17 protein-coding genes are annotated in these 19129 nt (G+C 75.2%); 7 read left to right on the top strand and 10 right to left on the bottom strand.

Features of this window, described 5'->3' with window-relative positions; translation table 11 throughout:
* Window positions 1-164 precede the first annotated feature (164 nt).
* The 3 genes from OO47_RS04035 to OO47_RS04025 form a co-directional block, all read right to left on the bottom strand.
* The gene (locus OO47_RS04035; protein ID WP_030212417.1) at window positions 165-542 is read right to left on the bottom strand and encodes a hypothetical protein; all 378 of its coding nucleotides are present in this window, start codon (window positions 540-542) and stop codon (window positions 165-167) included.
* Between the two features lie 180 nt (window positions 543-722).
* The gene (locus OO47_RS34665; protein ID WP_078489467.1) at window positions 723-2162 is read right to left on the bottom strand and encodes a DUF6397 family protein; all 1440 of its coding nucleotides are present in this window, start codon (window positions 2160-2162) and stop codon (window positions 723-725) included.
* 180 nt (window positions 2163-2342) lie between these two features.
* On the bottom strand, window positions 2343-2756 hold the full coding sequence (locus OO47_RS04025; RefSeq protein ID WP_030212411.1) for a roadblock/LC7 domain-containing protein: 414 nt from the start codon (window positions 2754-2756) through the stop codon (window positions 2343-2345).
* A 161-nt stretch (window positions 2757-2917) separates the two neighbouring features.
* Between OO47_RS04025 and OO47_RS04020 the strand changes: the two genes are divergently transcribed.
* Window positions 2918-3334 (top strand): PPOX class F420-dependent oxidoreductase, encoded by a 417-nt coding sequence (locus OO47_RS04020; protein ID WP_407696279.1) that lies wholly within the window; start codon window positions 2918-2920, stop codon window positions 3332-3334.
* Window positions 3335-3377: 43 nt separating this feature from the next.
* Here the strand turns inward: OO47_RS04020 and OO47_RS04015 are convergent, their stop codons facing one another.
* The 5 genes from OO47_RS04015 to OO47_RS33235 form a co-directional block, all read right to left on the bottom strand.
* The gene (locus OO47_RS04015; RefSeq protein WP_030212402.1) at window positions 3378-3992 is read right to left on the bottom strand and encodes a GTP-binding protein; all 615 of its coding nucleotides are present in this window, start codon (window positions 3990-3992) and stop codon (window positions 3378-3380) included.
* On the bottom strand, window positions 3973-4389 hold the full coding sequence (locus OO47_RS04010; RefSeq protein ID WP_030212399.1) for a DUF742 domain-containing protein: 417 nt from the start codon (window positions 4387-4389) through the stop codon (window positions 3973-3975). Before OO47_RS04010 ends, OO47_RS04015 begins: the two co-directional genes overlap by 20 nt.
* Window positions 4390-4402: 13 nt before the next feature.
* Entirely contained in the window at window positions 4403-4837 is a 435-nt protein-coding gene (locus tag OO47_RS04005; protein ID WP_030212397.1) for a roadblock/LC7 domain-containing protein, read from the bottom strand.
* Entirely contained in the window at window positions 4834-7905 is a 3072-nt protein-coding gene (locus OO47_RS04000) for a nitrate- and nitrite sensing domain-containing protein (protein ID WP_030212389.1), read from the bottom strand. Before OO47_RS04000 ends, OO47_RS04005 begins: the two co-directional genes overlap by 4 nt.
* A 95-nt stretch (window positions 7906-8000) precedes the next feature.
* On the bottom strand, window positions 8001-8759 hold the full coding sequence (locus OO47_RS33235) for an MHYT domain-containing protein (protein ID WP_051715915.1): 759 nt from the start codon (window positions 8757-8759) through the stop codon (window positions 8001-8003).
* A 253-nt stretch (window positions 8760-9012) separates the two neighbouring features.
* Between OO47_RS33235 and OO47_RS03990 the strand changes: the two genes are divergently transcribed.
* The 3 genes from OO47_RS03990 (at window position 9013) to OO47_RS03980 (ending at window position 11054) form a co-directional block, all read left to right on the top strand.
* The gene (locus tag OO47_RS03990; RefSeq protein WP_030212388.1) at window positions 9013-9618 is read left to right on the top strand and encodes a class I SAM-dependent methyltransferase; all 606 of its coding nucleotides are present in this window, start codon (window positions 9013-9015) and stop codon (window positions 9616-9618) included.
* Window positions 9619-9761: 143 nt separating this feature from the next.
* Window positions 9762-10079 (top strand): hypothetical protein, encoded by a 318-nt coding sequence (locus OO47_RS03985; RefSeq protein WP_030212387.1) that lies wholly within the window; start codon window positions 9762-9764, stop codon window positions 10077-10079.
* 96 nt (window positions 10080-10175) lie between these two features.
* Window positions 10176-11054, top strand: a complete 879-nt coding sequence (locus OO47_RS03980; RefSeq protein WP_030212386.1) for a hypothetical protein — start codon at window positions 10176-10178, stop codon at window positions 11052-11054.
* A gap of 79 nt (window positions 11055-11133) precedes the next feature.
* Here OO47_RS03980 and OO47_RS03975 read toward each other — a convergent pair whose 3' ends face one another.
* Window positions 11134-11730 carry an HD domain-containing protein gene (locus tag OO47_RS03975; protein WP_030212385.1) on the bottom strand — a complete coding sequence of 199 codons (597 nt, stop codon included), beginning with the start codon at window positions 11728-11730 and terminating at the stop codon, window positions 11134-11136.
* A gap of 203 nt (window positions 11731-11933) precedes the next feature.
* On the opposite strand from OO47_RS03975, the gene OO47_RS03970 reads away from it, so the two are divergent.
* Window positions 11934-13313, top strand: coding sequence for a tannase/feruloyl esterase family alpha/beta hydrolase (locus OO47_RS03970; RefSeq protein ID WP_030212382.1), 1380 nt, complete (start codon window positions 11934-11936; stop codon window positions 13311-13313).
* On the opposite strand, the gene OO47_RS03965 is transcribed toward OO47_RS03970, so the two are convergent.
* A complete protein-coding gene (locus OO47_RS03965) occupies window positions 13288-14430 on the bottom strand; it encodes a fatty acid desaturase family protein (RefSeq protein ID WP_234323071.1) in 1143 nt (380 codons plus the stop codon). The two genes, OO47_RS03970 and OO47_RS03965, sit on opposite strands and share 26 nt — an antisense overlap.
* Before the next feature lie 366 nt (window positions 14431-14796).
* Between OO47_RS03965 and OO47_RS03960 the strand changes: the two genes are divergently transcribed.
* Together OO47_RS03960 and OO47_RS03955 are read left to right on the top strand one after the other, a co-directional pair.
* On the top strand, window positions 14797-17748 hold the full coding sequence (locus OO47_RS03960) for a DEAD/DEAH box helicase (RefSeq protein ID WP_033208035.1): 2952 nt from the start codon (window positions 14797-14799) through the stop codon (window positions 17746-17748).
* Window positions 17745-19052, top strand: a complete 1308-nt coding sequence (locus OO47_RS03955) for an SWIM zinc finger family protein (RefSeq protein ID WP_033207985.1) — start codon at window positions 17745-17747, stop codon at window positions 19050-19052. The genes OO47_RS03960 and OO47_RS03955 overlap by 4 nt, the downstream gene beginning before the upstream one ends.
* Window positions 19053-19129: the final 77 nt, after the last annotated feature.

Below are 19129 nucleotides of genomic sequence, written 5' to 3'. Positions count from 1 at the left end.
CACGCGACCGAACACGCACACTACACAGGGTGTATACCGGGGAGGACGGCGGGGTCGGGTGCCCCTTCGCGAGCACGCGAGAGCCCCGGGAGCGCCCGTCCGCGTCCCCCGGGGCGTCCTTGGCGGCGGCGTCTCCCGCCGTCGGCGCCGGTGGCGCCCGCCGCTCAGCGGGAGGCGAGCAACAGGCGCGCCTCCGTCTCCTGGTCACCGGAGACGGTGTGCCGGGACCGGACGTCGAAGCCGGTGGCCAGGACCTTCTCGACCTCGTCGACGGCGTGGTAGCCGCCGGTGAGCGTGATGCCGACCATGGCGGACAGATGGGCGGGAGACACCTCCCGGTGCTCCCCTCCCGCCGTGTCGAACGTGGCCGTCCAGACGGTGGGGGACGGCCCCGTGGCCGCCCGCGGGACGGACGTCGTCATGTCCTCCAGCCGGTAGACCGCGTCGAGGACGCCGAACACGGCCTGGGCGTCCTCCCGGTCGCAGTCGCTCAACTGGACGGTGACGTCGGTATCGATGTGCAAGTCGTACACGTCGCTCATCTCCTCACGGTCCCCCGGTCGCCGGTGGCGCCCCGGGCTCCTCGTGCCGGGCGCTCCTCACGCCTCCCCTCCAGCATCCCCCCGGCGCCGCCGCACCGCGAGGGCCGCCGGCGGACGCCCGGCGCCCTCTGCGACGGCCTGCCACCGCCGCCCCGTGCCGCACCCGACCGGATCCGGCGTTCAAGGCCACGCCACCGGACGCCTCCGCCGCCGGGCACGCGCTTCGCCGCCTGTCCCGCCCCGGCGGAACCGGTCGAGAAACCGCGCGCGGGCCGGTCGGGAAACCCGGCGGGAGGGCGCCACCGGCGACGCGGCGGGCCGGGGCGGCATTCCCTGGAGAGGCGGCCCCTCCGAGGGCGGCGGCATCTCCCGAAGGGACTGTCCCTCCTGGAGAGGCGGCACCTCCCCATGGGGCCGCCCTTCCGGAAGAGGCTGCGCCTCCGAGGGAAACCATGTCTCCGAGAGAGGTGGCACCTCCGAGAAAGGTGGTACCCCCGAATGAGGTGGCGCCTCCGAGAAAGGTGCCACCTCCGGGAGAAGCGGCGTCCCCGGGAAGGGCCGCGCCGTCGGCACCGGTCGCGCCGACAGGGCCCGCGGGCCGCCGCTCACCGTCACCGGCACACTCCACGGGTCCGCCGGGACGGGCCGTACGAACGGCACCGCTTCGGGCCATGCGGAAGGCTCGACGCCGGTCTTCCGGGCGCCCGGCACCGCCCACACGGACGGCGCGACCGGCGCGGTCCCGGTGGCCTCTCCGGGATGCGGGGCCTCTCCCGGATACGGGGCCGGGCTCGCGGCCCGCGCCTCGTCCAGGGCGAGCGCCAGGCTCAGCCGGTGCCAGAGGATCTCGTCCGGGTCGTCGGCGCGCGCGAGCCGATCGGCGATTTCGCGCGCGGCGGCGGGCACCGGCATGCCGGGCGGTGGCGGCGGACGCAGCCGGTCGAGGTGGGCGCGCTCGTACGGGTCGTCCACGACCTCGGCGACCTGGAGCGGATCGAGCAGGGAGGCGATGGCCGAGGCCCGCGCCCACGGGTCGTCGGCGGCGCGGAGCAGCAGGGCGAGCCGCCGCGCCCGCCAGTTCCTCGGCCGCAGGTCCTCCCGCGCGGCCAGGCGCTCGCGGAGCTCCAGCGGGAGCCGCCCCGTGAGCAGCGCGGGACAGGTGCGGCCGAAGTCGGCGACCTCCTCCGCCAGGTACGTCCACACCACCGCCCGGTAGCGGTTCAGCGAGAACCGCACCGGACTGAGGTGCCCCGTCCGGGCCAGCCTGGTGAACCGGTCCGCGGTGATCCCGAGGAGCGCGGCGGCCTCACCGGTGCCCACCGCGCGCACCCGGTCGCGCAGGCCGGCGGGAAAGTCCGGCGCGGCCCTGAGGCGGTCGAGCTCGCGCCGCTCGACCCGCCGCCGTCCGCCCTCTCCGACCGGCACCGTCCGGACCAGGCCGAGCTGCACCGCGAGCCGGAACTCGTCGCGTTTCAGCTCCAGTTCCTGTGCGGCCCGCGCCGGTGTCACCGTGCGCGCCCCTCCGTCCGCCGTCCCTTCGCCCGTCGCCCTTCCGCCCGCCGTCCCCTCTTCCGCCGCCCTGTCGTCCGCCGCCCTGTCGTGGCCGTCCACCGTCGTCACGTGGTCCTCCCCCGTACATCCGTACTCTCCGTGGCGCGGATCCGTCCGACCCGCCGAAGAGAACGTAACGCAGAGTGACGAACCTCGCACCGCCTGTGGAAAACCACCTGTGGAGAACTCATGGCCGGAACCCCGGAGCGGAACCCTGGAGCCGAACGTCGGGCGGGCGGGAGCGGTGCGTCAGAACGGGCCGTCACCCGGTTGGCCGGGCTGTCGTGCCTCCACTCCGAGGTGTTCGCCGACGCGGTTGACCAGCAGTGTCATCTCGTACGCCACCTGACCGACGTCGGCCTCCGCCGCGCTCAGGACGCACAGGCAGCTGCCCTCGCCCGCGGCGGTCACGAAGAGCAGCGCCTCGTCGAACTCGACCATCGTCTGCCGCGCCCGACCCGCCTTGAAGTGCAGGCCCGAGCCCCGGGCGAGGCTGTGCAGGCCGGAGGAGACGGCGGCCAGGTGTTCGGCGTCCTCGCGCGCCAGGCCGCTGCTCGCGCCCGTCACCAGGCCGTCGTTCGACAGCACCAGTGCGTGCCGTATGTGTCCGACCCGCTGCGTCAGGTCGTCCAGGAGCCAGTCCAGTCCCTTGTTCAACGCCATCAGTGGTCCTCCCCCTGTGCGGTGCGTCCCCGTCGACCCGGATTCCCGTGCTCCCCGTGCCGCCGCGGTCCGCGTGTCGGCGCAAGCCTTACGCACTGTCGTGAACGGGGCAAGCACTGCACCGCGCCCGCGCGTGCCGCAGGATGGGGGACATGACGAAGATGACCGAGGACCAGTGGCGGACCTTCGTGTCCGCGGGTACCCGTACCGGCAAACTGGCGACCGTCCGCGACGACGGCAGCCCCCACGTCGTACCGGTCTGGTTCGTGCTCGACGGCGACGCCTTCGTGTTCAACACCGGTAAGTCCACGGTGAAGGGCCGCAACCTCGCCCGTGACGGGCGGGTGTCCCTGTGCGTCGACGACGAGGAGCCGCCGTTCTCCTTCGTCTCGCTGTTCGGCCGCGCCGAACTCGGTGAGGAGCCGGAGGCGTTGCGCCACTGGGCCACCCGCATCGGCGCCCGCTACATGGGCGAGGACCGGGCGGAGGAGTTCGGCGCGCGCAACGCCGTCCCCGGCGAACTCCTCGTCCGGGTCAGGATCGACAAGGTGATCGCCGAAGCCGGCCTCGCGGACTGAGCGCCCGGCCGGCCCCGAACCTCTGGCCCTGACCGCCCGCGGCTCAGCCGACGGTGTCCAGGAGCCGGGCGGTGTGCATCCGTCCGGCGTACTCGACCAGGCGGATCAGCACCTCCTTCCCCGAGTCCCGGTCGCGCGCGTCACACAGGACGACGGGCGTGCCCCGGTCCAGGTCGAGCGCACGGGAGACGTCGTGCGCGCCGTAGGCACGCGCGCCCGTGAAGCAGTTGACGGCGATCACGAAGGGGATCCGCCGGTGCTCGAAGTAGTCGACCGCCGGAAAGCAGTCTTCGAGGCGCCGGGTGTCGGCGAGGACGACCGCTCCGAGGGCGCCCTGCGACAGCTCGTCCCACAGGAACCAGAACCGGTCCTGCCCGGGGGTGCCGAAGAGGTAGAGGGAGAGTCCGGAGCGGATCGTGATGCGGCCGAAGTCCATGGCGACGGTCGTGGTGGTCTTCCGGTCCACACCGCCGGTGTCGTCGACGAGTTCCCCGGCCCGGCTGAGCCGTTCCTCGGTGCGCAGGGGCCTGATCTCGCTGACCGCGCCGACGAGGGTGGTCTTGCCGACGCCGAATCCGCCGGCGACGAGGACCTTCAGGGCGAGAGCGGTGTCCGCGTCGTCCTCCGCACCGGTTCTCTCAGAGCGCTCGTAGGCCATCGATTACTTCCCTCAGGATTCTTTCGTCGGGGAGCCGCGCGGGCGGCACGGGTCGGCTGACACGGACGAAGCCCGATTCGAGGAGGTCGCCGAGGAGCACCCGGACGACTCCCACGGGCAGGTCGGCGTCGGCGGCGAGTTCGGCCACCGACTGGGTCTCCGCCCGGCACAGGGCGAGCAGGGACCGGTGCTCGGGGCCGAGCAGGGACTCCTCGGCCGGTCCGGGCGGGTCGTCGTCCACGACGACGAGGGCGATGAGGTCGAACCGTACGTTGCCGGGTCCCGGCTTCGTCCGGCCGCCGGTCATCGCGTACGGACGTACGAGCGGCCCGGCGTCGGAGTCGTACCACCGGCCGCCCGGCACGGACGGGTCTCCGCCGGCGCTGTGCTCGTTCACGGGGCTCTCCGGATCAGTCGGCGGCCGGCGGGGTCACCGTGAGGCGCGGCGGGGTGTGCAGGTGCTCGCCGACGCGTTTGACGAGACGGGCCATCTCGTAGGCGACGAGGCCGATGTCGGCGTTCGCGGAGCTGAGGACGGCGAGGCAGGAACCGTCTCCGGCGGCCGCCACGAAGAGGAAGCCGTCGTCCATCTCGACCATCGTCTGACGGACCCCGCCGGTGCCGAACTGGCGGCCCGCGCCCTTGGCGAGGCTGTGGAAGCCGGAGGCGATCGCGGCGAGGTGTTCGGCGTCCTCGCGGCCGAGGCCGCTGGAGGCCCCGACGGCGAGTCCGTCGCTGGAGAGCACCACGGTGTGGCGGACCTCGCGGACCCTCGCCACGAGGTCGTCGAGGAGCCAGTCGAGTTCGCCGGAGCGCTGGTGGGAGACCCTCTCGTGGTCGATCATGCGTCGTCTCCTTGGAGGTGAGGGGGGTGCAGGGGGGCGGGTCCGGGGCGTCCGCGGTCATGGCCGGTACCGATGCCAGCGCCAGTGCCGATATCGGTTCCGGTGCCGGTTCCGGTGCCGGGTGGGCGTCTGCCGCCCGGGGCCGGGCCGCCGCCACGCCGCCAGCCGTCCTGGTAGGCCGTCATCCGTTCCCGGACCCGCTCCGGGGTGCGGGCGCCCACGCCGGGCGGGGCCGGTACGGGGACCGGCTCCTGGGGTGGCGCCTCGCGCAGCTGCGGGACGAGGCTCGCCTGCCGCACGCGGCGGGGCAGTTCGCCGTCGGGATCGCCGGGGGCGGTGGGATCGGCGGGACCGGCGGCGGGTGTCGCGGGCGGCTGTGCGGAGGAACCGCGGGGGCGCAGGGTGGTGACCCCCGCGGGCGCCGCCCCGGGTTTCGGCCCGACTCTCGGACCGGGTCCCGCCCCGGCGTCCGGACCGGGTTTCGATGCCGGCTCCGGACCGGGTTTCGACGCCGGCTCCGGACCGGGTTTCGGCGCCGGCTCCGGACCGGGTTTCGGCGCCGGCTCCGGACCGGGTTTCGGCGCCGGCTCCGGACCGGGTTTCGGTCCGGTTCCCGGATGCGCCGTGAGCGCGGGGACGACGGTCGGACGCGGCAGGGACGGCGGACGGGCGGGCGACGGGATCCGGGACAGCGGTGTCCGGGACTCGTCGGGCCGCCGCGGCGGGTCCCCGTGCCGCCCGCTCCCCCGCGGCCGCGGGGCGGTCCGGTGTGCGTCTCCGGAGCGGGCCGGGTCGGGCCGCTCCCCGGAGGGCCGGGGCGCCCCGGGGGTGCCCTCCGGTGTGCCGCGGCCCGGTGGAAGCGCGCCCTGGAGGACGTCGGTGGGAAGCAGCACGACGGCCGTCGTCCCGCCGTAGGGAGAGGTCCGCAGATGGACCTTGATGTCGTGGCGGGCGGAGAGCCGGCTGACCACGAAGAGGCCGAGCCGGTCGCTGTCGAAGAGGTCGAGGTCCTCGGCCCGGGCGATGCGGACGTTGGCCTCGGCGAGGCTCTCCCTGCCCATGCCGAGCCCCCGGTCCTCGATCTCCAGGGCGTAGCCGTTGCCGACGGGTTCGCCGCTGACGCGCACCTTGGTGTGGGGCGGGGAGAACTGGGTGGCGTTCTCGATGAGTTCGGCCAGGAGGTGGGTGAGGTCGGCGACGGCACCGCCGACGACGGCCGTCTCGGGGAGCCGGGGCACCTCCACGCGCGCGTAGTCCTCGATTTCGGAGACGGCGGCGCGGACCACGTTGGTGAGGGGGACGGGCCTGCGCCAGGCGCGGCCGGGGGCGGCGCCGGAGAGGATGATCAGGCTCTCCGCGTGGCGTCGCATGCGGGTGGTGAGGTGGTCGAGCCGGAAGAGGTCGTCGAGTTCGCCGGGGTCGTCGGCGCGCCGCTCCATGGCGTCCAGGAGGTTGAGCTGGCGGTGGACGAGGACCTGGCTGCGCCGGGCGAGGTTGACGAAGACGCCGGAGACGCCGTCGGCGAGTTCGGCGCGTTCGACGGCGGCGGAGAGGGCCGCGCGGTGGACGGTGGCGAGGGCTTCGCCGACCTGGCCGATCTCGTCCTGGGGGCGGGGTCCGACCGGCGCCTCGGTCCGGATGTCGATCTCCTCGCCGGCGCGCAGCCGGCTCATGGCGGCGGGGAGTTCGCGGCGCGCGATGCCGAGGGCGGTGTTGCGGAGGCCGACGAGCTCGACGACGAGGCCGCGCCCGATCCGTACGGAGACGAGGAGGGAGGCCACGACGGCCGCGAGGCCGAAGGCCACCGCGGCGCCCCCGGTGGTGAGGGCGCCCCCGGCGAAGGGGTCGGTGCGGTCGGCAGCCCCGGCGCGGGCGCCGGTCTCGATCGCGGCGAGCCCGTCGCGTACGGCGGCGAGGGGGACGTCCCAGTCGGCGGAGGTGACCGCCCGGGCGGCGGGGCGACCGGGGCTCGCGGCCCTGATCAGGTCCTCCGCGCGGGTGAGTCGGGTGTGGTCGGCGCCGGTGGCGAGCCGGATCCACGCGGCGCGTTCGGCGGCGGGCAGGTCGGCGGTGGCCGAGGCGACGAGGGTGCGGCGGGTCTCGACGGCTCCGGAGAAGGCGCGCAGCCGGTCGGCGGTGAGCTTGCCGGTGAGGTGGGCGGAGCCGAGGAGGGCGTCCTCGCGGGACAGCATCTCGCCCGCCCGGCCGAATTCCAGGAGTACGCGCGCGTCGGCTCCCCGTTCGGCGTCCTGGACGCCGCTGAGGGCGCCGCCGACGGCGAAGGCGGCGGAGATCGCCCCGGTGTACTCGGTGTACACCTGGTCCCAGTCGGCCCGCCCCTCGGCCGCGGCGGCACGGAGCAGGGCGAGGCCCTCGACCTTGCCGACGAACGCGCTCACGCGGTCCGCGACCTCGTCGGGCAGGTCCCCGGTGTCGCCGACGGTGTGGGTCGCGTCCAGGCGGAGCCGGTCGACGGCCGCGTCCGTGCGGCGCTTCCGGTCCTCGAACTCGGCGGCCCGGGCGGCGCCGGGGGCCGCGACCTGGCGTACGGCGGCGCGCCGTTCGGCCTGGAGTGCCGTGAGGGCGGCCGACACGGGCTCCCGGACCTCGGCGTCGAGGCGCTGGAGCCGGTGGAGACGGGCGACGTCCTGGGCGGTGGTGACGGTGGCGAAGCCCCACAGGGCGAGGAGCGAGACGATCGGGACCATCAGGAGCGAGACGATCTTGGCGCGGACCGTACGGGGACGCGGACCGGGGCGCGCGGCGGTCCGGACGCGGTCTCCGCCCGAGGCGGAAGGGCCTGTGGGAGCTGAAGGTCCTGCGGGGGCGGCGGGGCCCGCGGGGGCGGAGCTGCCCTCGGGGTCTGCGGCCCCCGCCGGGGCGGAGGGACCCTCGGCGCCCGGAAGCCCGGACGGCGGCCCGTCGGCCGTGCGGCCGGCCGCCGGGGAGGTCCCGGGGACGCGCTCCTCCGGCTCGTCGGCGGGCGGCCCCGCGTGGGCGCGCCGCCCGCGCACGGCGGTCGGCGGTGCCGGCGCCCCGGCGTCCTCGGTCCTGCGGGGAGTTCTCATGGCCTCCTCGTTCCGGCTGCGGCTGTCTCTGGTGCGATGGGGCGGGCGGGGCACGGAGCGGGTGGGGTGGCTCGACCGGCGGGAGCGCACCCGGCTCAGTACGTACGCGTGCGCGTACGGGCGGCTCCGGCGTCCACCGGGTGTCCGTCCGGTTCGGCGGGGCGCTCGGCGAAGGCGTACGCGGCCCGTTCCCCGGCCGTCGGGGAGAGGGCGACGAAGGCGGCGGTGATGAAGAGGTACGAGCCGAGGCCGACGGCGAGCGGGAAGACGAACTGCATGACCGTGGCGCCGGGGAGGGCGGCGCCGGAGGGGGCGACCTCGACGCTCACCGCGAGCATGCCGGTGTAGTGCATGCTGCTGACGGCCGCGCCCATGACGAGCGAGGCGACGGCCACGGCCGCGGGCGCGTGGATGTGGAGGGCCGCCCACAGCGCCGCCGTGGCGGCGACGACGGCGATCAGGACGGAGAGGCCGACGAGCAGGGGGTCGTACCGGACCTGTCCGTGGAGGCGGAGGGCGGCCATGCCCAGGTAGTGCATGCTCGCCACGCCGATGCCGGTGGTCAGTCCGCCGATCAGCAGGGACCGGACACGGTCGCGGCCGTGGCCGACGGCGAACACGCCGACGCCGACGACGCCCATCGCGACGACGAGGCTGAGGACGGTGAGCGGAACGTCGTAGCGGATGTCGGTGCCCCTCACGCCGAATCCGAGCATCGCCACGAAGTGCATCGTCCAGATGCCGCTGCCGATCGCGGAGGCGGCGGTGAGCAGCCAGTTCCGTCGGGACCGGCCGGTCGCGTCGAGCGCCCGTACGGTGCAGCGCAGCCCGAGGGCGGCGCCGATGCAGGCCATCGCGTACGACAGCACGGGGGTAAGTCAGCCGAAGGCGGCGTGGTCCAGGTGTCCCATGGCCCAGGGACGCTAGTGCGCATCGGGGGGCGCACCGGGGGCGCATTTCGAAAGCTGATGGAATGTGACAGAGAGCTGACTCCGAACGATCGCACCGGGTTCGAACGCTCACCCAGAAAGCCCGCGTCGAACGTTCACCCCTCCGGGTGGTGTGCGCGCCCGCCCGTCGTCCCTCCGGGTGAGGGATCATGGGCGCATGAGCGACGACCCCGCACGCGTCCGAGAGTTCTTCGGTGCCCGCGCCGCCGATTGGGACAGCCGGTTCCCCGACGACGGCCCCGCGTACGCCGCCGCCGTGGCCGAGCTGGGCCTGCGGCCGGGCGACTCGGTGCTCGACGCGGGCTGCGGGACCGGCCGCGCACTGCCGCCGCTCCGCGCCGCCGTCGGCCCCTCCGGCACCGTCGTCGGGGTGGACCTCACCCCCGAGATGCTCGAACGGGCCGTCCGCGCCGGACGTGACGGCGGGGACGGCGGGACGCTGCTGCTCGCCGACGTCGGCCGGCTGCCCGTCCGCGACGGCGCGCTCGACGCCGTCTTCGGCGCGGGGCTCGTCTCGCACCTCGCGGACCCCGCCGCCGGTCTGCGGGAGCTCGCCCGTGTCGTACGGCCCGGCGGCCGGCTGGCGCTGTTCCACCCGATCGGGCGGGCCGCCCTGGCGGCCCGGCACGGCCGCTCCCTCTCACCGGACGACCTGCGCGCCGAAGCCCGGCTGCGCCCCCTGCTCGCCGGGGCCGGCTGGCGGCTCGTCGAGTACGTCGACGAGGACGCGCGCTACCTGGCCCTGGCCGTCCGCGAGGGCTGAACCACCGGCGCCCACCGGCCGAGCCCGGGGGCACGCGAGACTCCGTGAGCCGGACGCCGGACACCGACGCGCCCTTCTGCGCCGGCACTTCACTGTCTACGGTGGACCTGCCGGGCAGCCGTGCCCGGGAAAGGCGGCGGGCCGTGATCCAGGTACCGGAAAGACTCCGCAGACTCCTCCCCTTCGCCCGGAGGCCGCCCGGGGCCGCCGCGCCGACGACGGCGCGCCCCGCCCGGCAGGGCCACAACCTCTTCGAGGCGGCGGCGGTGTACGTGGCCGCGTGCGCCGAGGACGACCAGGTCCGGGCGGAGGAGGCCGCGAACCGCGTCTCCCCCGGCGCGCTCTCCTTCGGCGTGAACGAACTGGCCTGCCGGGCCCTCGTGACGCTCGCCCGGCAGCGGAACGAGTCACCGCTCGTCGTGGCCCGCTCGCTGCTCGGCCTGCGGAACGAATCGGCGTGACGCCCGGCCGACGGGCACGGCCTTCCGCGGCGGGACCCTCGACGCACGGGTTACTCACTGGTTAAGGTGCGCCGACGACCGGATGGGGAGGATGCTGTGGCTGGGACGGACCCGATCGCCGACGGCGCCGGCGACGCCGACGCGCTGTTCGTGCTGACCGCCGCGCTGCTGACGCCCGCGCGCTTCCCGAGCGTGCTCGGGGACGACTATCCGGCGGCCTGCGCGGCGCTGGGACTCGGGCCGCACCCGGCGGGGTACGGGCTCGTCTTCGGCCAGGACGGCCTGGGGGCCCGCTGGACGGTGGTCGTCGACGACGTCTCGCTGGTCGCCGTGGCCATCTCCTCCTGGGACTGCGGCATGGCCTACGACCTGTCTCCGGACGAGCGGTCCGTGGTCGCCGGGCTGCCGGGCTGGCCGCTTCCCGTGGCCACCGCGGCCCCGGGGGTGCCGGCCCCGCACAACCCGGAACCCGAGGAGGGCGACCCCGCCCCGCTGGCCCCGCCGTCGGGCGACGAGTGGGGCCCGGCCCAGCGCCGGCTGGGCGCCGACCAGGTGGCGCTCCAGTGGGCCGCCTGGCGGTCCCGGATCGGCGACGACGGCACGTACGCGGAGGACGCCCCGGAGGCCCGTGACGGTGACGGCACGTCGTCGGCCGTGCCCGCCGGAGCCGGAGAGGGCAGCGGGAGCGGCGGGGCCGGTGATCCGTACGACGGCGTCAGGAGGGTCCTGGACGAGCTGCACGCCTATCTGGAGGAGCCGCCGCCGGTGGGGCGGGTGCGGTCGGCCGCCGGCGCCGAGGAGGACGCGCGGCTGCTGCGCGCGGACGGCCCCGGCTGGTCGCTCGTGGCGAAGGTCGACGACATGGCGTTCGTCCTGCTCGACGCGGTACCGCGCGAGGTGCTGCCGGTGGCGCGGGGGGAGAGGCTGCCCGCGCTCCTCAAGGGCCTCGACGCGATGGCCGTGCGCCCGGCCTGAGCAGGCCCCTTCCCCGCGGCTCCGGAGATCCCGCGGCTCCGGAGATTCCGCGGCTCCGGAGATCCTGCGGCTCCGGGCCTCAGGTCAGGGCGTGCCCGTACGCGGCGGCCAGGCCGTCGAGCTCCGGGTCCCCGTAGGCCGCGCGCAGCGCCCCGAAGGCCGCGACCTTGTCCCGGCCGAACCGGCCCACGGACACCGCGTAGGTCTCCGGGGACAGGAACCTCGGCGGTGTGCTCTTGCTGTGGAACTTGTCAGCGTACATGACCAGGCGTTCCTCCGGCGTGACCGCGACGTAGTCGGCCGGCGGCAGCGGCAGCCCCTGCGCGAGCACGTCCTCCTCGGTCAGTCCGACGCCCGTGTGGCACGAGCAGAACCGGCACACGGCCTCCGGGAGCCCTTCGGCCGCCAGGAGCTCGTGGCCCAGGATTCCGTGCCGTATGTAGTTCCCGCCGTCGAGGCGTCCCTCGGCGTCGTACAGGCGGTACACCCCGATGTCGTGCAGCAGGCACCCCGCGCGCACGAGCTCCGGATCGGGGTCCCCGTCCGCGTGCGGGAGCAGGCTTTCGGCGATCCGCCACACGATCTCGCAGTGGGTGAGGACGAGTTCAAGTGCCTCCTTATGAGGAGCGTGTTTCCTGTGCAGCGCGCGGATCTCGTCGACCGAGGGAATGTCCATCCCCGCAGCCTAATGAGCCGGGGACGCGACGGGTCCGGGGCCCCGATCCGGCCCCGATCCGCGGACCGGTCCGCGGCCCGGTCCGGGGTGCTCCCCATAGAACGACGGCCCGAGGTGTGGTCTCCGACCATGGCCCGGCGGAAGGGGCACGCCGCACGATGTGGCGCTGATCCCCTTCTTTCCCGTCCCACCGGAGGCCCACCATGCGCCTGTTCCCGGGCGTCTCCCTGTTCGCCGCGTTCCTGGCCGGGGTCACCGTCCTCGCGCCCGCGTCCCCCGCCGGGGCCGAGCCGGGGGCCGCCGCCGCGCACTGCGCGCGTCAGGACCGGCTCCACGTGCCCGGCGCCGCACACCAGCGGTCCGCCTGTCTGGACGACCTGACGACCGCGGGGCTCGCGGGCACGCCGTACACCGACATGGCGGACCAGGCCGGTCTCGCCGCGAAGGGGACCCGCAACCCCTCGGGGGTGCCGGGTGTCCAGATCGACGGCTACTTCCCCGACGACTCGCGGCTCAACGCCACGCACGGCTGGGCCCACGACGCGCAGTTCGTCATCCGGCTGCCGGACCGCTGGAACGGCGGGCTCGTCGTCACCGGTGCGCCCGGCACCCGCCGCCAGTACTCCACGGACGCGCTGATCTCGGACCAGGTGCTCGCCCGGGGCTTCGCCTACGCCTCGACCGACAAGGGCAACACCGGTCCGGACTTCTTTACCGACGGGCGGAGGCCCGGCGACGCGGTCGCCGAATGGAACCGCCGGGTGACCGAGCTGACGCTCGCCGCCGGGAAGGCCGTGCGGCAGCGGTACGGGCGGGCCCCGGAGCACACGTACATGACCGGTGTCTCCAACGCCGGCTACCTGACGCGCTGGCAGCTGGAGAACCGGCCCGAGCTGTACGACGGCGGGGTCGACTGGGAGGGCGTGCTGTGGACCGCCGACGGTCCCAACCTCCTGACGGGCCTGCCCGTCACCGTGGCGCGCTCCCTGGGGCGGGCCACCGACGAGGACCTGGTCGGGGCCGGTTTCGCACCGGACTCGCGCTTCCTCTGGCCGTACCACGAGCGGGCGTACTGGGGGTTGACGCAGAAGATCTTCCGGGCCGAGTTCGACCCCTCGTACGACCCGGCCTGCCCCGGTTCCACCGCCGGCCGGACCACGGAGGAGATCTTCGCGCCCTGTGCGTCGGACGCGTCGTACGACTACGCCTCCCGGCCGGCGTCCGTCCACCGCGCCGTCGCGAAGGTCGCGCTCACGGGGCGGATCGGCAAGCCCCTCATCACCCTCCACGGCGACCTGGACGCCCTGTTGCCCATCGCCACCGACTCCGACGTGTACGCGCGGATGGTCGACGACCGGGGGCGGGGCCGGCTGCACCGGTACTACACGGTGCGGGGCGGGACGCACACGGACGGCCTGTACGACACGTACCCGGACCGGCTGCGGCCGATCCTGCCCTGTTACCGCTCGGCGTTCGACGCGCTGACGCGCTGGGTCGAGGAGGGCGCGACGCCGCCCGCGGACCGCACGATCGCGCGGCCGGCGGGCGGTGACGTGGTCAACTCCTGCGCGCTGACGGGATGAGTCCCCCCGGTGTCGCGCCTTCTCCGGCCGGCGGCACGCTCCCGGAGCGCAGGGGCGCTCCCACCTCGTGCAGGTGCCCGAGGGCCTGGCGGTACGAGTCCACGAAGCCGGTCTCCGTGTACGGCACGCCGAGGGCGGCGCAGTGGGCCCGTACGGCGGGCTGGGCGAGCCGGAGGTTGGGGCGGGGCATGCTGGGGAAGAGGTGGTGCTCGACCTGGTAGTTGAGGCCACCGAGGAACCAGTCGGTGAGGGCGCCGCCGCGGATGTTGCGCGAGGTGAGCACCTGGCGGCGCAGATGGCCCCAGCCGTCGCCGTCCTCGTGCTGGTCCGGCCGTTCCATGCCCTTGTGGTTGGGGGCGAAGGCCATGCCCAGGTGGACGCCGAGGAGCATCTGGTGGAGCAGGGCGAAGACCAGGGCCTGGGCGGGGGTGAGAAGGGCGAGGAGCAGGGTCGCGTACCCGGCGAAGTGGGCGAGGAGCAGGCCGCCCTCGACGAGCCGTTCGCGCCGGGTGCGGCAGGGGCCGTCCTTCGCGAGGAGGGCCCGGATCCCGTACGCCTTGAGCGCGATGCCCTCCAGGGTCGTCAGCGGGAAGAACAGCGCGGCCTGGTGGCGGGTGAGGAAGCCGCGCAGGCCCGTGCGGCCCGCCGTCTGGTGCTCGGCGAAGACGAGGACGTCGGCGGCGACGTCCGGGTCCTTGTCGAGGTGGTTGGGGTTCGCGTGGTGGCGGTTGTGCTTGTCGTTCCACCACTCCCGGCTCATCCCGAGGAGGAGGTTGGCGTGGACGAGCTGGACGGCGCGGCTCGTTCGGCGGTCGGCGGTGATCTGTGCGTGGCCGGCGTCGTGGCCGACGAAGGCGGCACGGGCGGAGAACAGGGCGAGGGGGACGGCGAGCGGGAGGGCCCACCAGGAGGGCCCGACGAGGGCGAGCCCGGCCACCACGGCGGCGATGCCGAGGAGGTTGAGGACGATGGCGCGGGCGTACCAGCCGGGTCGGTGTGCGAGGAGGCCCTGTTCCTTGACCGTCCGCAGGAGCGGGGCGAACTCGCTGCCGCCCCTGACGCGGGCGGGCGCCGCGGGGGGTGCGGCGGCCGGGGGCAGGACGGTGGTCTGGGACATGGCGGGCTCCGGTTTCCAGGGGGCGGCGGGTCGTTCGGTGGGCGCCCACCGAACGTACGGACGCGTGACCACCGGGAGCCATGGCGTCACCACCCGTCCCGGGCCGGGGGCGGTCCGGGGGAACCGGGTGGGGAGAGCCCCACCCTCGTGAGGGGGAGTCCGCCCCGTGGCGCCCCTGTTGCGCGGTCGCGGCGCGCCTGTGGCGTGGTCGCGGCGCCTCTGTGGCGCAGTCGCGGTGCGCTTGTGGCGTGGTCACGGCGCCTCCTGTGGCGTGGATCACTCGAAATGAATGCCCACCGAGTGCTCCCGTGAGGTATCCTCGGCCGCTCGAAGCTCCAGTAGTCAAATTTGAGGAATGCGTTGTCGCTGCCGCACGGACCCGATGATTCCGCCCGTGAACCCACCCGGAAGCTCTTCCACCACTCCGCGGTCTTCCTCCCCGCCGATCCGCCCCGCGCCGGACGGATCGCCTTCTGGTCGCCGGACGGCGAGCCGTTGCCGGGCCCCTCCGGAACCCCGGCGGCCGTCACCGAACTCACGGTTGTGCACGACGACACCCTCCGGCCCGTGACCGTCCCCGCCCGCACCCTCTCCGTACGGGACGCCCTGCCGCTGCTCGTCCGCGCCCGGTTCTCGGAGGGCGCGTCCCCCGCCGCCGCCTTCTGGGGCGCCGCCGGGCTGCTCGCCCTCGACCTCGTGGCACGCGGTCTGCTCCTGCCCGGTCTCACGCCCGGCGACCACGACGCGTGGCGGGCCGGACCGCTCGGCCCCGGGGAGCTGGAGAAGCTCCGTACGCTCGCCGCGTCGATGCCGCCCACGGCCCACGCCGTCCCCCTCCCCCTCGCCTCCCCCGGCGCTCCACCCCTGCTGCCCGAACCCGAGGCGCTGCTCCGGGCCTTCGCCGACGCCGTCGCGGACGCCCTGCCGCGCACCCCGGCGGCCCCGCTGGCGGCCGGCGGACCCGCCTTCGCCGCCGAGGAGCCGGGGACGTTCCCCGAGCAGCGGGCGTGGGCGGCCGACGTGGCCGCCGTGCACGACGCGGGCGTCCGCCTCTCGCTCCGCCTCGAACTGCCCGGCTTCACCGCCGAGTCGGAGGAGGCGCCCGGCTTCCGCGCGGTGCTCCAGCTGCACGGCATCGCGGATCCGGCCCTGGTCGCGGACGCGGCCGAGGTGTGGTCGGGATCCGGGCCGGTCGGGGCGGCGTTCGGGCCCCGCGCCCGTATGGACGCCCTTCTCGCCCTCCGGCGCGCCGCCCGCGCCTGGCCCCCGCTCTCCCCGCTCCTGTCGGCGGCCGTTCCCGACACGGTCGAGCTGGCCGACGAGGAGGTCACGGAGCTCCTGGGTCCGGCGGCCGACGCCCTCGCGGCCCTTGGCGTCCAGGTCCACTGGCCGCGCAAACTCGCCGACCGGCTGACGGCCCGGGCGGTGATCGGCCCGTACGCGCCCGACTCCGCTCCTGACACGGATACCGGCGCTGCCCGTACCGACGTCCGCGCCGAGGCCGACACCGATGCCGGTCCCGGGACCGGCGCGGGTGCCTCCTCCCTGCCCTCCCTCCTCGCCGCCGATTCCCTCCTCGCTTTCAACTGGCGTTTCGCCGTGGGGGAACACGAGCTGTCCCGTGCCGAGCTCGACCGGCTCGCCGAGGCCGGGCGGCCCCTCGTGCGGCTGCGCGACCGATGGGTCCTCGTCGATCCGGCCGAGGTGCGCAGCGCCAGGACCCAGCAGGACCGCAAGGTCACGCCGGTGGACGCGCTCTCGGCCGTCCTCACCGGGACGACCGAGGTCGACGGGCGGACCGTCGAGGTGGCGGCGACCGGCCCGCTGGAGCGGTTGCGGGAACGGCTCGCACACCCCGAGGGCGGCCGGCCCGAGGTGGTCCAGCCCGCCGCGCTCGCCGCGACCCTGCGCGACTACCAGCTGCGCGGGCTCGACTGGCTGCACCGGATGACCTCGCTCGGTCTCGGCGGCTGCCTCGCCGACGACATGGGCCTCGGCAAGACGATCACGGTCATCGCCCTGCACCTGCACCGGCAGACCGACCCGGCGACGGCGGGCCCCACCCTCGTCGTCTGCCCGACCTCGCTCATGGGCAACTGGCAGCGGGAGATCGAGAAGTTCGCGCCCGGCACGCCGGTGCGCCGCTTCCACGGGACCGCCCGCGACCTGGACGGGCTCCCCGACGGCGGCTTCGTCCTCACCACGTACGGCACGATGCGGCTCGACGCCGAGCGGCTCGCCGAGCGGAACTGGGGGCTCGTCGTCGCGGACGAGGCCCAGCACGTCAAGAACCCGTACTCGGCGACGGCCCGCCGGTTGCGGACCATCGGGGCACGCGCACGCGTGGCGCTGTCCGGCACCCCGGTGGAGAACAACCTCTCCGAGCTGTGGGCGATCCTCGACTGGACCACGCCGGGACTGCTCGGCACCCTGGGCGCCTTCCGCACCCGGTTCGCCGCCGCCGTCGAGGGAGGCGGGGACCCGGCCGCCGCCGCGCGCCTCGCCGCGCTCGTCCGGCCGTTCCTGCTGCGCCGCCGCAAGTCGGACCCCGGGATCGCGCCCGAGCTGCCACCGAAGACGGAGACCGACCGGACCGTGTCGCTGACGCCCGAACAGGCCGGTCTGTACGAGGCGGTGGTGCGGGAGACGCTGGCGGCGATCTCCGCGGCCGACGGCATGGCGCGCCGCGGCCTCGTGGTGAAGCTCCTGACGGGGCTCAAGCAGATCTGCAACCACCCCGCCCAGTACCTCAAGGAGGAGGCCCCGAGGATCGAAGGACGGTCGGGCAAGCTGGAACTGCTCGACGAACTCCTCGACACGATCCTCGCCGAGGGCGCCGCCACCCTGGTCTTCACCCAGTACGTGGGGATGGCCCGGCTCCTGGAGACGCACCTCGCGGCGCGGGGCGTGCGGACGCAGTTCCTGCACGGGGGCACGCCGGTCGCGGAGCGGGAGGCCATGGTCGCCCGCTTCCAGGACGGCGAGGTCCCGGTCTTCCTGCTCTCCCTGAAGGCCGCCGGCACGGGGCTCAACCTCACCCGCGCCGAGCACGTCGTGCACTACGACCGCTGGTGGAACCCGGCGGTGGAGGCCCAGGCCACCGACCGCGCGTACCGGATCGGGCAGGACCGGCCGGTGCAGGTCCACCGGCTGATCGCCGAGGGCACGATCGAGGACCGGATCGCCGCGATGCTCGACCGCAAGCGGGAGCTGGCGGACTCCGTCCTCGGCGCAGGCGGGGACATGCCGCCGGAGCTGACCGAACTGACCGACGCCGAACTGGCCGAGCTGGTGCGACTGCGAGGGGACGGACGATGAGCGAGTACGGACACGGGAACGACGAGCGGACGTTCGCGGCGCTGCCGCCGGCCCGGGGCGGGGCGTTCACCCGGACCTGGTGGGGCCTGACGTGGCTCAAGGCCCTGGAGGACACGGCGCTCGACAACCAGCAGCTCAAGGCGGGACGCCGGCACGCGCGCGCGGGGGCGGTGGGCGCCGTGTCGGTGCGGCCCGGCCGGATCACCGCGGTGGTCAAGGACCGGGACGGCACGGCGCACCGGAGCGACGTGCTGGTGCGGGAGTTCTCCGAGGAGGAGTGGGAGCGGCTGCTCGACCTCGCGGTGGACAGCGCGGGCCACATCGCGGCGCTCCTCGACCGCGAGATGCCGCCGCACCTGGTGGAGGACGCGGCGGCGGCCGGGATCGATCTGCTGCCGGGCGTCGGCGACCTCGATCCGGAGTGCGGCTGCGAGGCCTGGGACCACTGCCCGCACACGGCGGCGCTCTGCTACCAGGTGGCGCGCCTCCTGGACGAGGACCCCTTCGTGCTGCTCCTGATGCGCGGACGCGGCGAGCGCACCCTGCTGGACCAGCTCCAGGCGCGCAGTGCCTCGCGCGCCGCCGCTCCCGTGGCGCGCGACGGGGACGGCGGTTCCCCCGAGGACACCGGTGGGATGCCGGGCGTGTCGGCCGAGGAGGCGTACGCGTCGGCGTTCCTGCTGCCGCCGCTGCCCGCGCCTCCGGTCGCCCCGGAGGCGCCGGGCCGGGTGCCGTGCCTGGACACGGACACCGAGCCGGAGCCGGGAGTGGAGCCGGCGGCCCTCGAATTCCTCGCGGCGGACGCGGCCGGCCGTGCGCACCGGCTGCTCGTCGAGGCGCTGGGGGCGGGCGGGGACGCACCGGAGTTGGCGGAGGCGGGCCTGACGGGTGCCCAGGACGCGGTGCGGCTCGCCGCGGACGCCCCCGCTCCGTGGGTCGCGGCGCGGCTCGCCGCCGGTTCGGGCCGGTCGCGGGCGGACATGGACCTCGCCACGCGCGCGTGGCGGTTCGGGGGCGCCGCCGCCCTCGCCGTACTGGAGGAGGAGTGGACACCGGACGCCGAGGCGCTGGTCCGTGCCGGGGCGCGGCTCGCGGAGGCCTGGGAGGACGACGAGCGGCCGGTGCTGCGGCGGGCGGGCGGCGCACGGTGGACGGCCGTGGGCGCGGAGGCGCAGCTGCGGCTCGGCGAGGACGGCCGCTGGTGGCCGTACCTCAAGTCCGCCGGCCGTTGGGCTCCGGCGGGTCCGTCGGACCGGGACCCGGCGGCGGCCCTGGCCACCGCCTTCGCGGCGGGCGCCGGCTGAGTCGGGAGGCCGCACGGGGCCGGGGCCGCCGGGTCCCGGCCCGACGGGACGCCACCCGGACGCACAGGGTGCCGACC

The sequence above is a fragment of the Streptomyces bikiniensis genome (genome assembly GCF_000716625.1).
In the GTDB taxonomy this organism is placed as follows: Bacteria; Actinomycetota; Actinomycetes; order Streptomycetales; family Streptomycetaceae; genus Streptomyces; species Streptomyces bikiniensis.
The sequence above is the reverse complement of the archived record's forward strand: the minus strand, read 5'-3'. Positions and strand labels throughout refer to the sequence as shown.

Coding starts and splice junctions, on each gene's coding strand:
- OO47_RS04025 (WP_030212411.1), bottom strand. CDS start 2,756: ATGGCGTTGAACAAGGGACTGGACTGGCTCCTGGACGACCTGACGCAG.
- OO47_RS04020 (WP_407696279.1), top strand. CDS start 2,918: ATGACCGAGGACCAGTGGCGGACCTTCGTGTCCGCGGGTACCCGTACC.
- OO47_RS03990 (WP_030212388.1), top strand. CDS start 9,013: ATGAGCGACGACCCCGCACGCGTCCGAGAGTTCTTCGGTGCCCGCGCC.
- OO47_RS33235 (WP_051715915.1), bottom strand. CDS start 8,759: ATGGCCTGCATCGGCGCCGCCCTCGGGCTGCGCTGCACCGTACGGGCG.
- OO47_RS04000 (WP_030212389.1), bottom strand. CDS start 7,905: ATGAGAACTCCCCGCAGGACCGAGGACGCCGGGGCGCCGGCACCGCCG.
- OO47_RS04035 (WP_030212417.1), bottom strand. CDS start 542: ATGAGCGACGTGTACGACTTGCACATCGATACCGACGTCACCGTCCAG.
- OO47_RS04005 (WP_030212397.1), bottom strand. CDS start 4,837: ATGATCGACCACGAGAGGGTCTCCCACCAGCGCTCCGGCGAACTCGAC.
- OO47_RS03955 (WP_033207985.1), top strand. CDS start 17,745: ATGAGCGAGTACGGACACGGGAACGACGAGCGGACGTTCGCGGCGCTG.
- OO47_RS04015 (WP_030212402.1), bottom strand. CDS start 3,992: ATGGCCTACGAGCGCTCTGAGAGAACCGGTGCGGAGGACGACGCGGAC.
- OO47_RS03970 (WP_030212382.1), top strand. CDS start 11,934: ATGCGCCTGTTCCCGGGCGTCTCCCTGTTCGCCGCGTTCCTGGCCGGG.
- OO47_RS03965 (WP_234323071.1), bottom strand. CDS start 14,430: ATGTCCCAGACCACCGTCCTGCCCCCGGCCGCCGCACCCCCCGCGGCG.
- OO47_RS03975 (WP_030212385.1), bottom strand. CDS start 11,730: ATGGACATTCCCTCGGTCGACGAGATCCGCGCGCTGCACAGGAAACAC.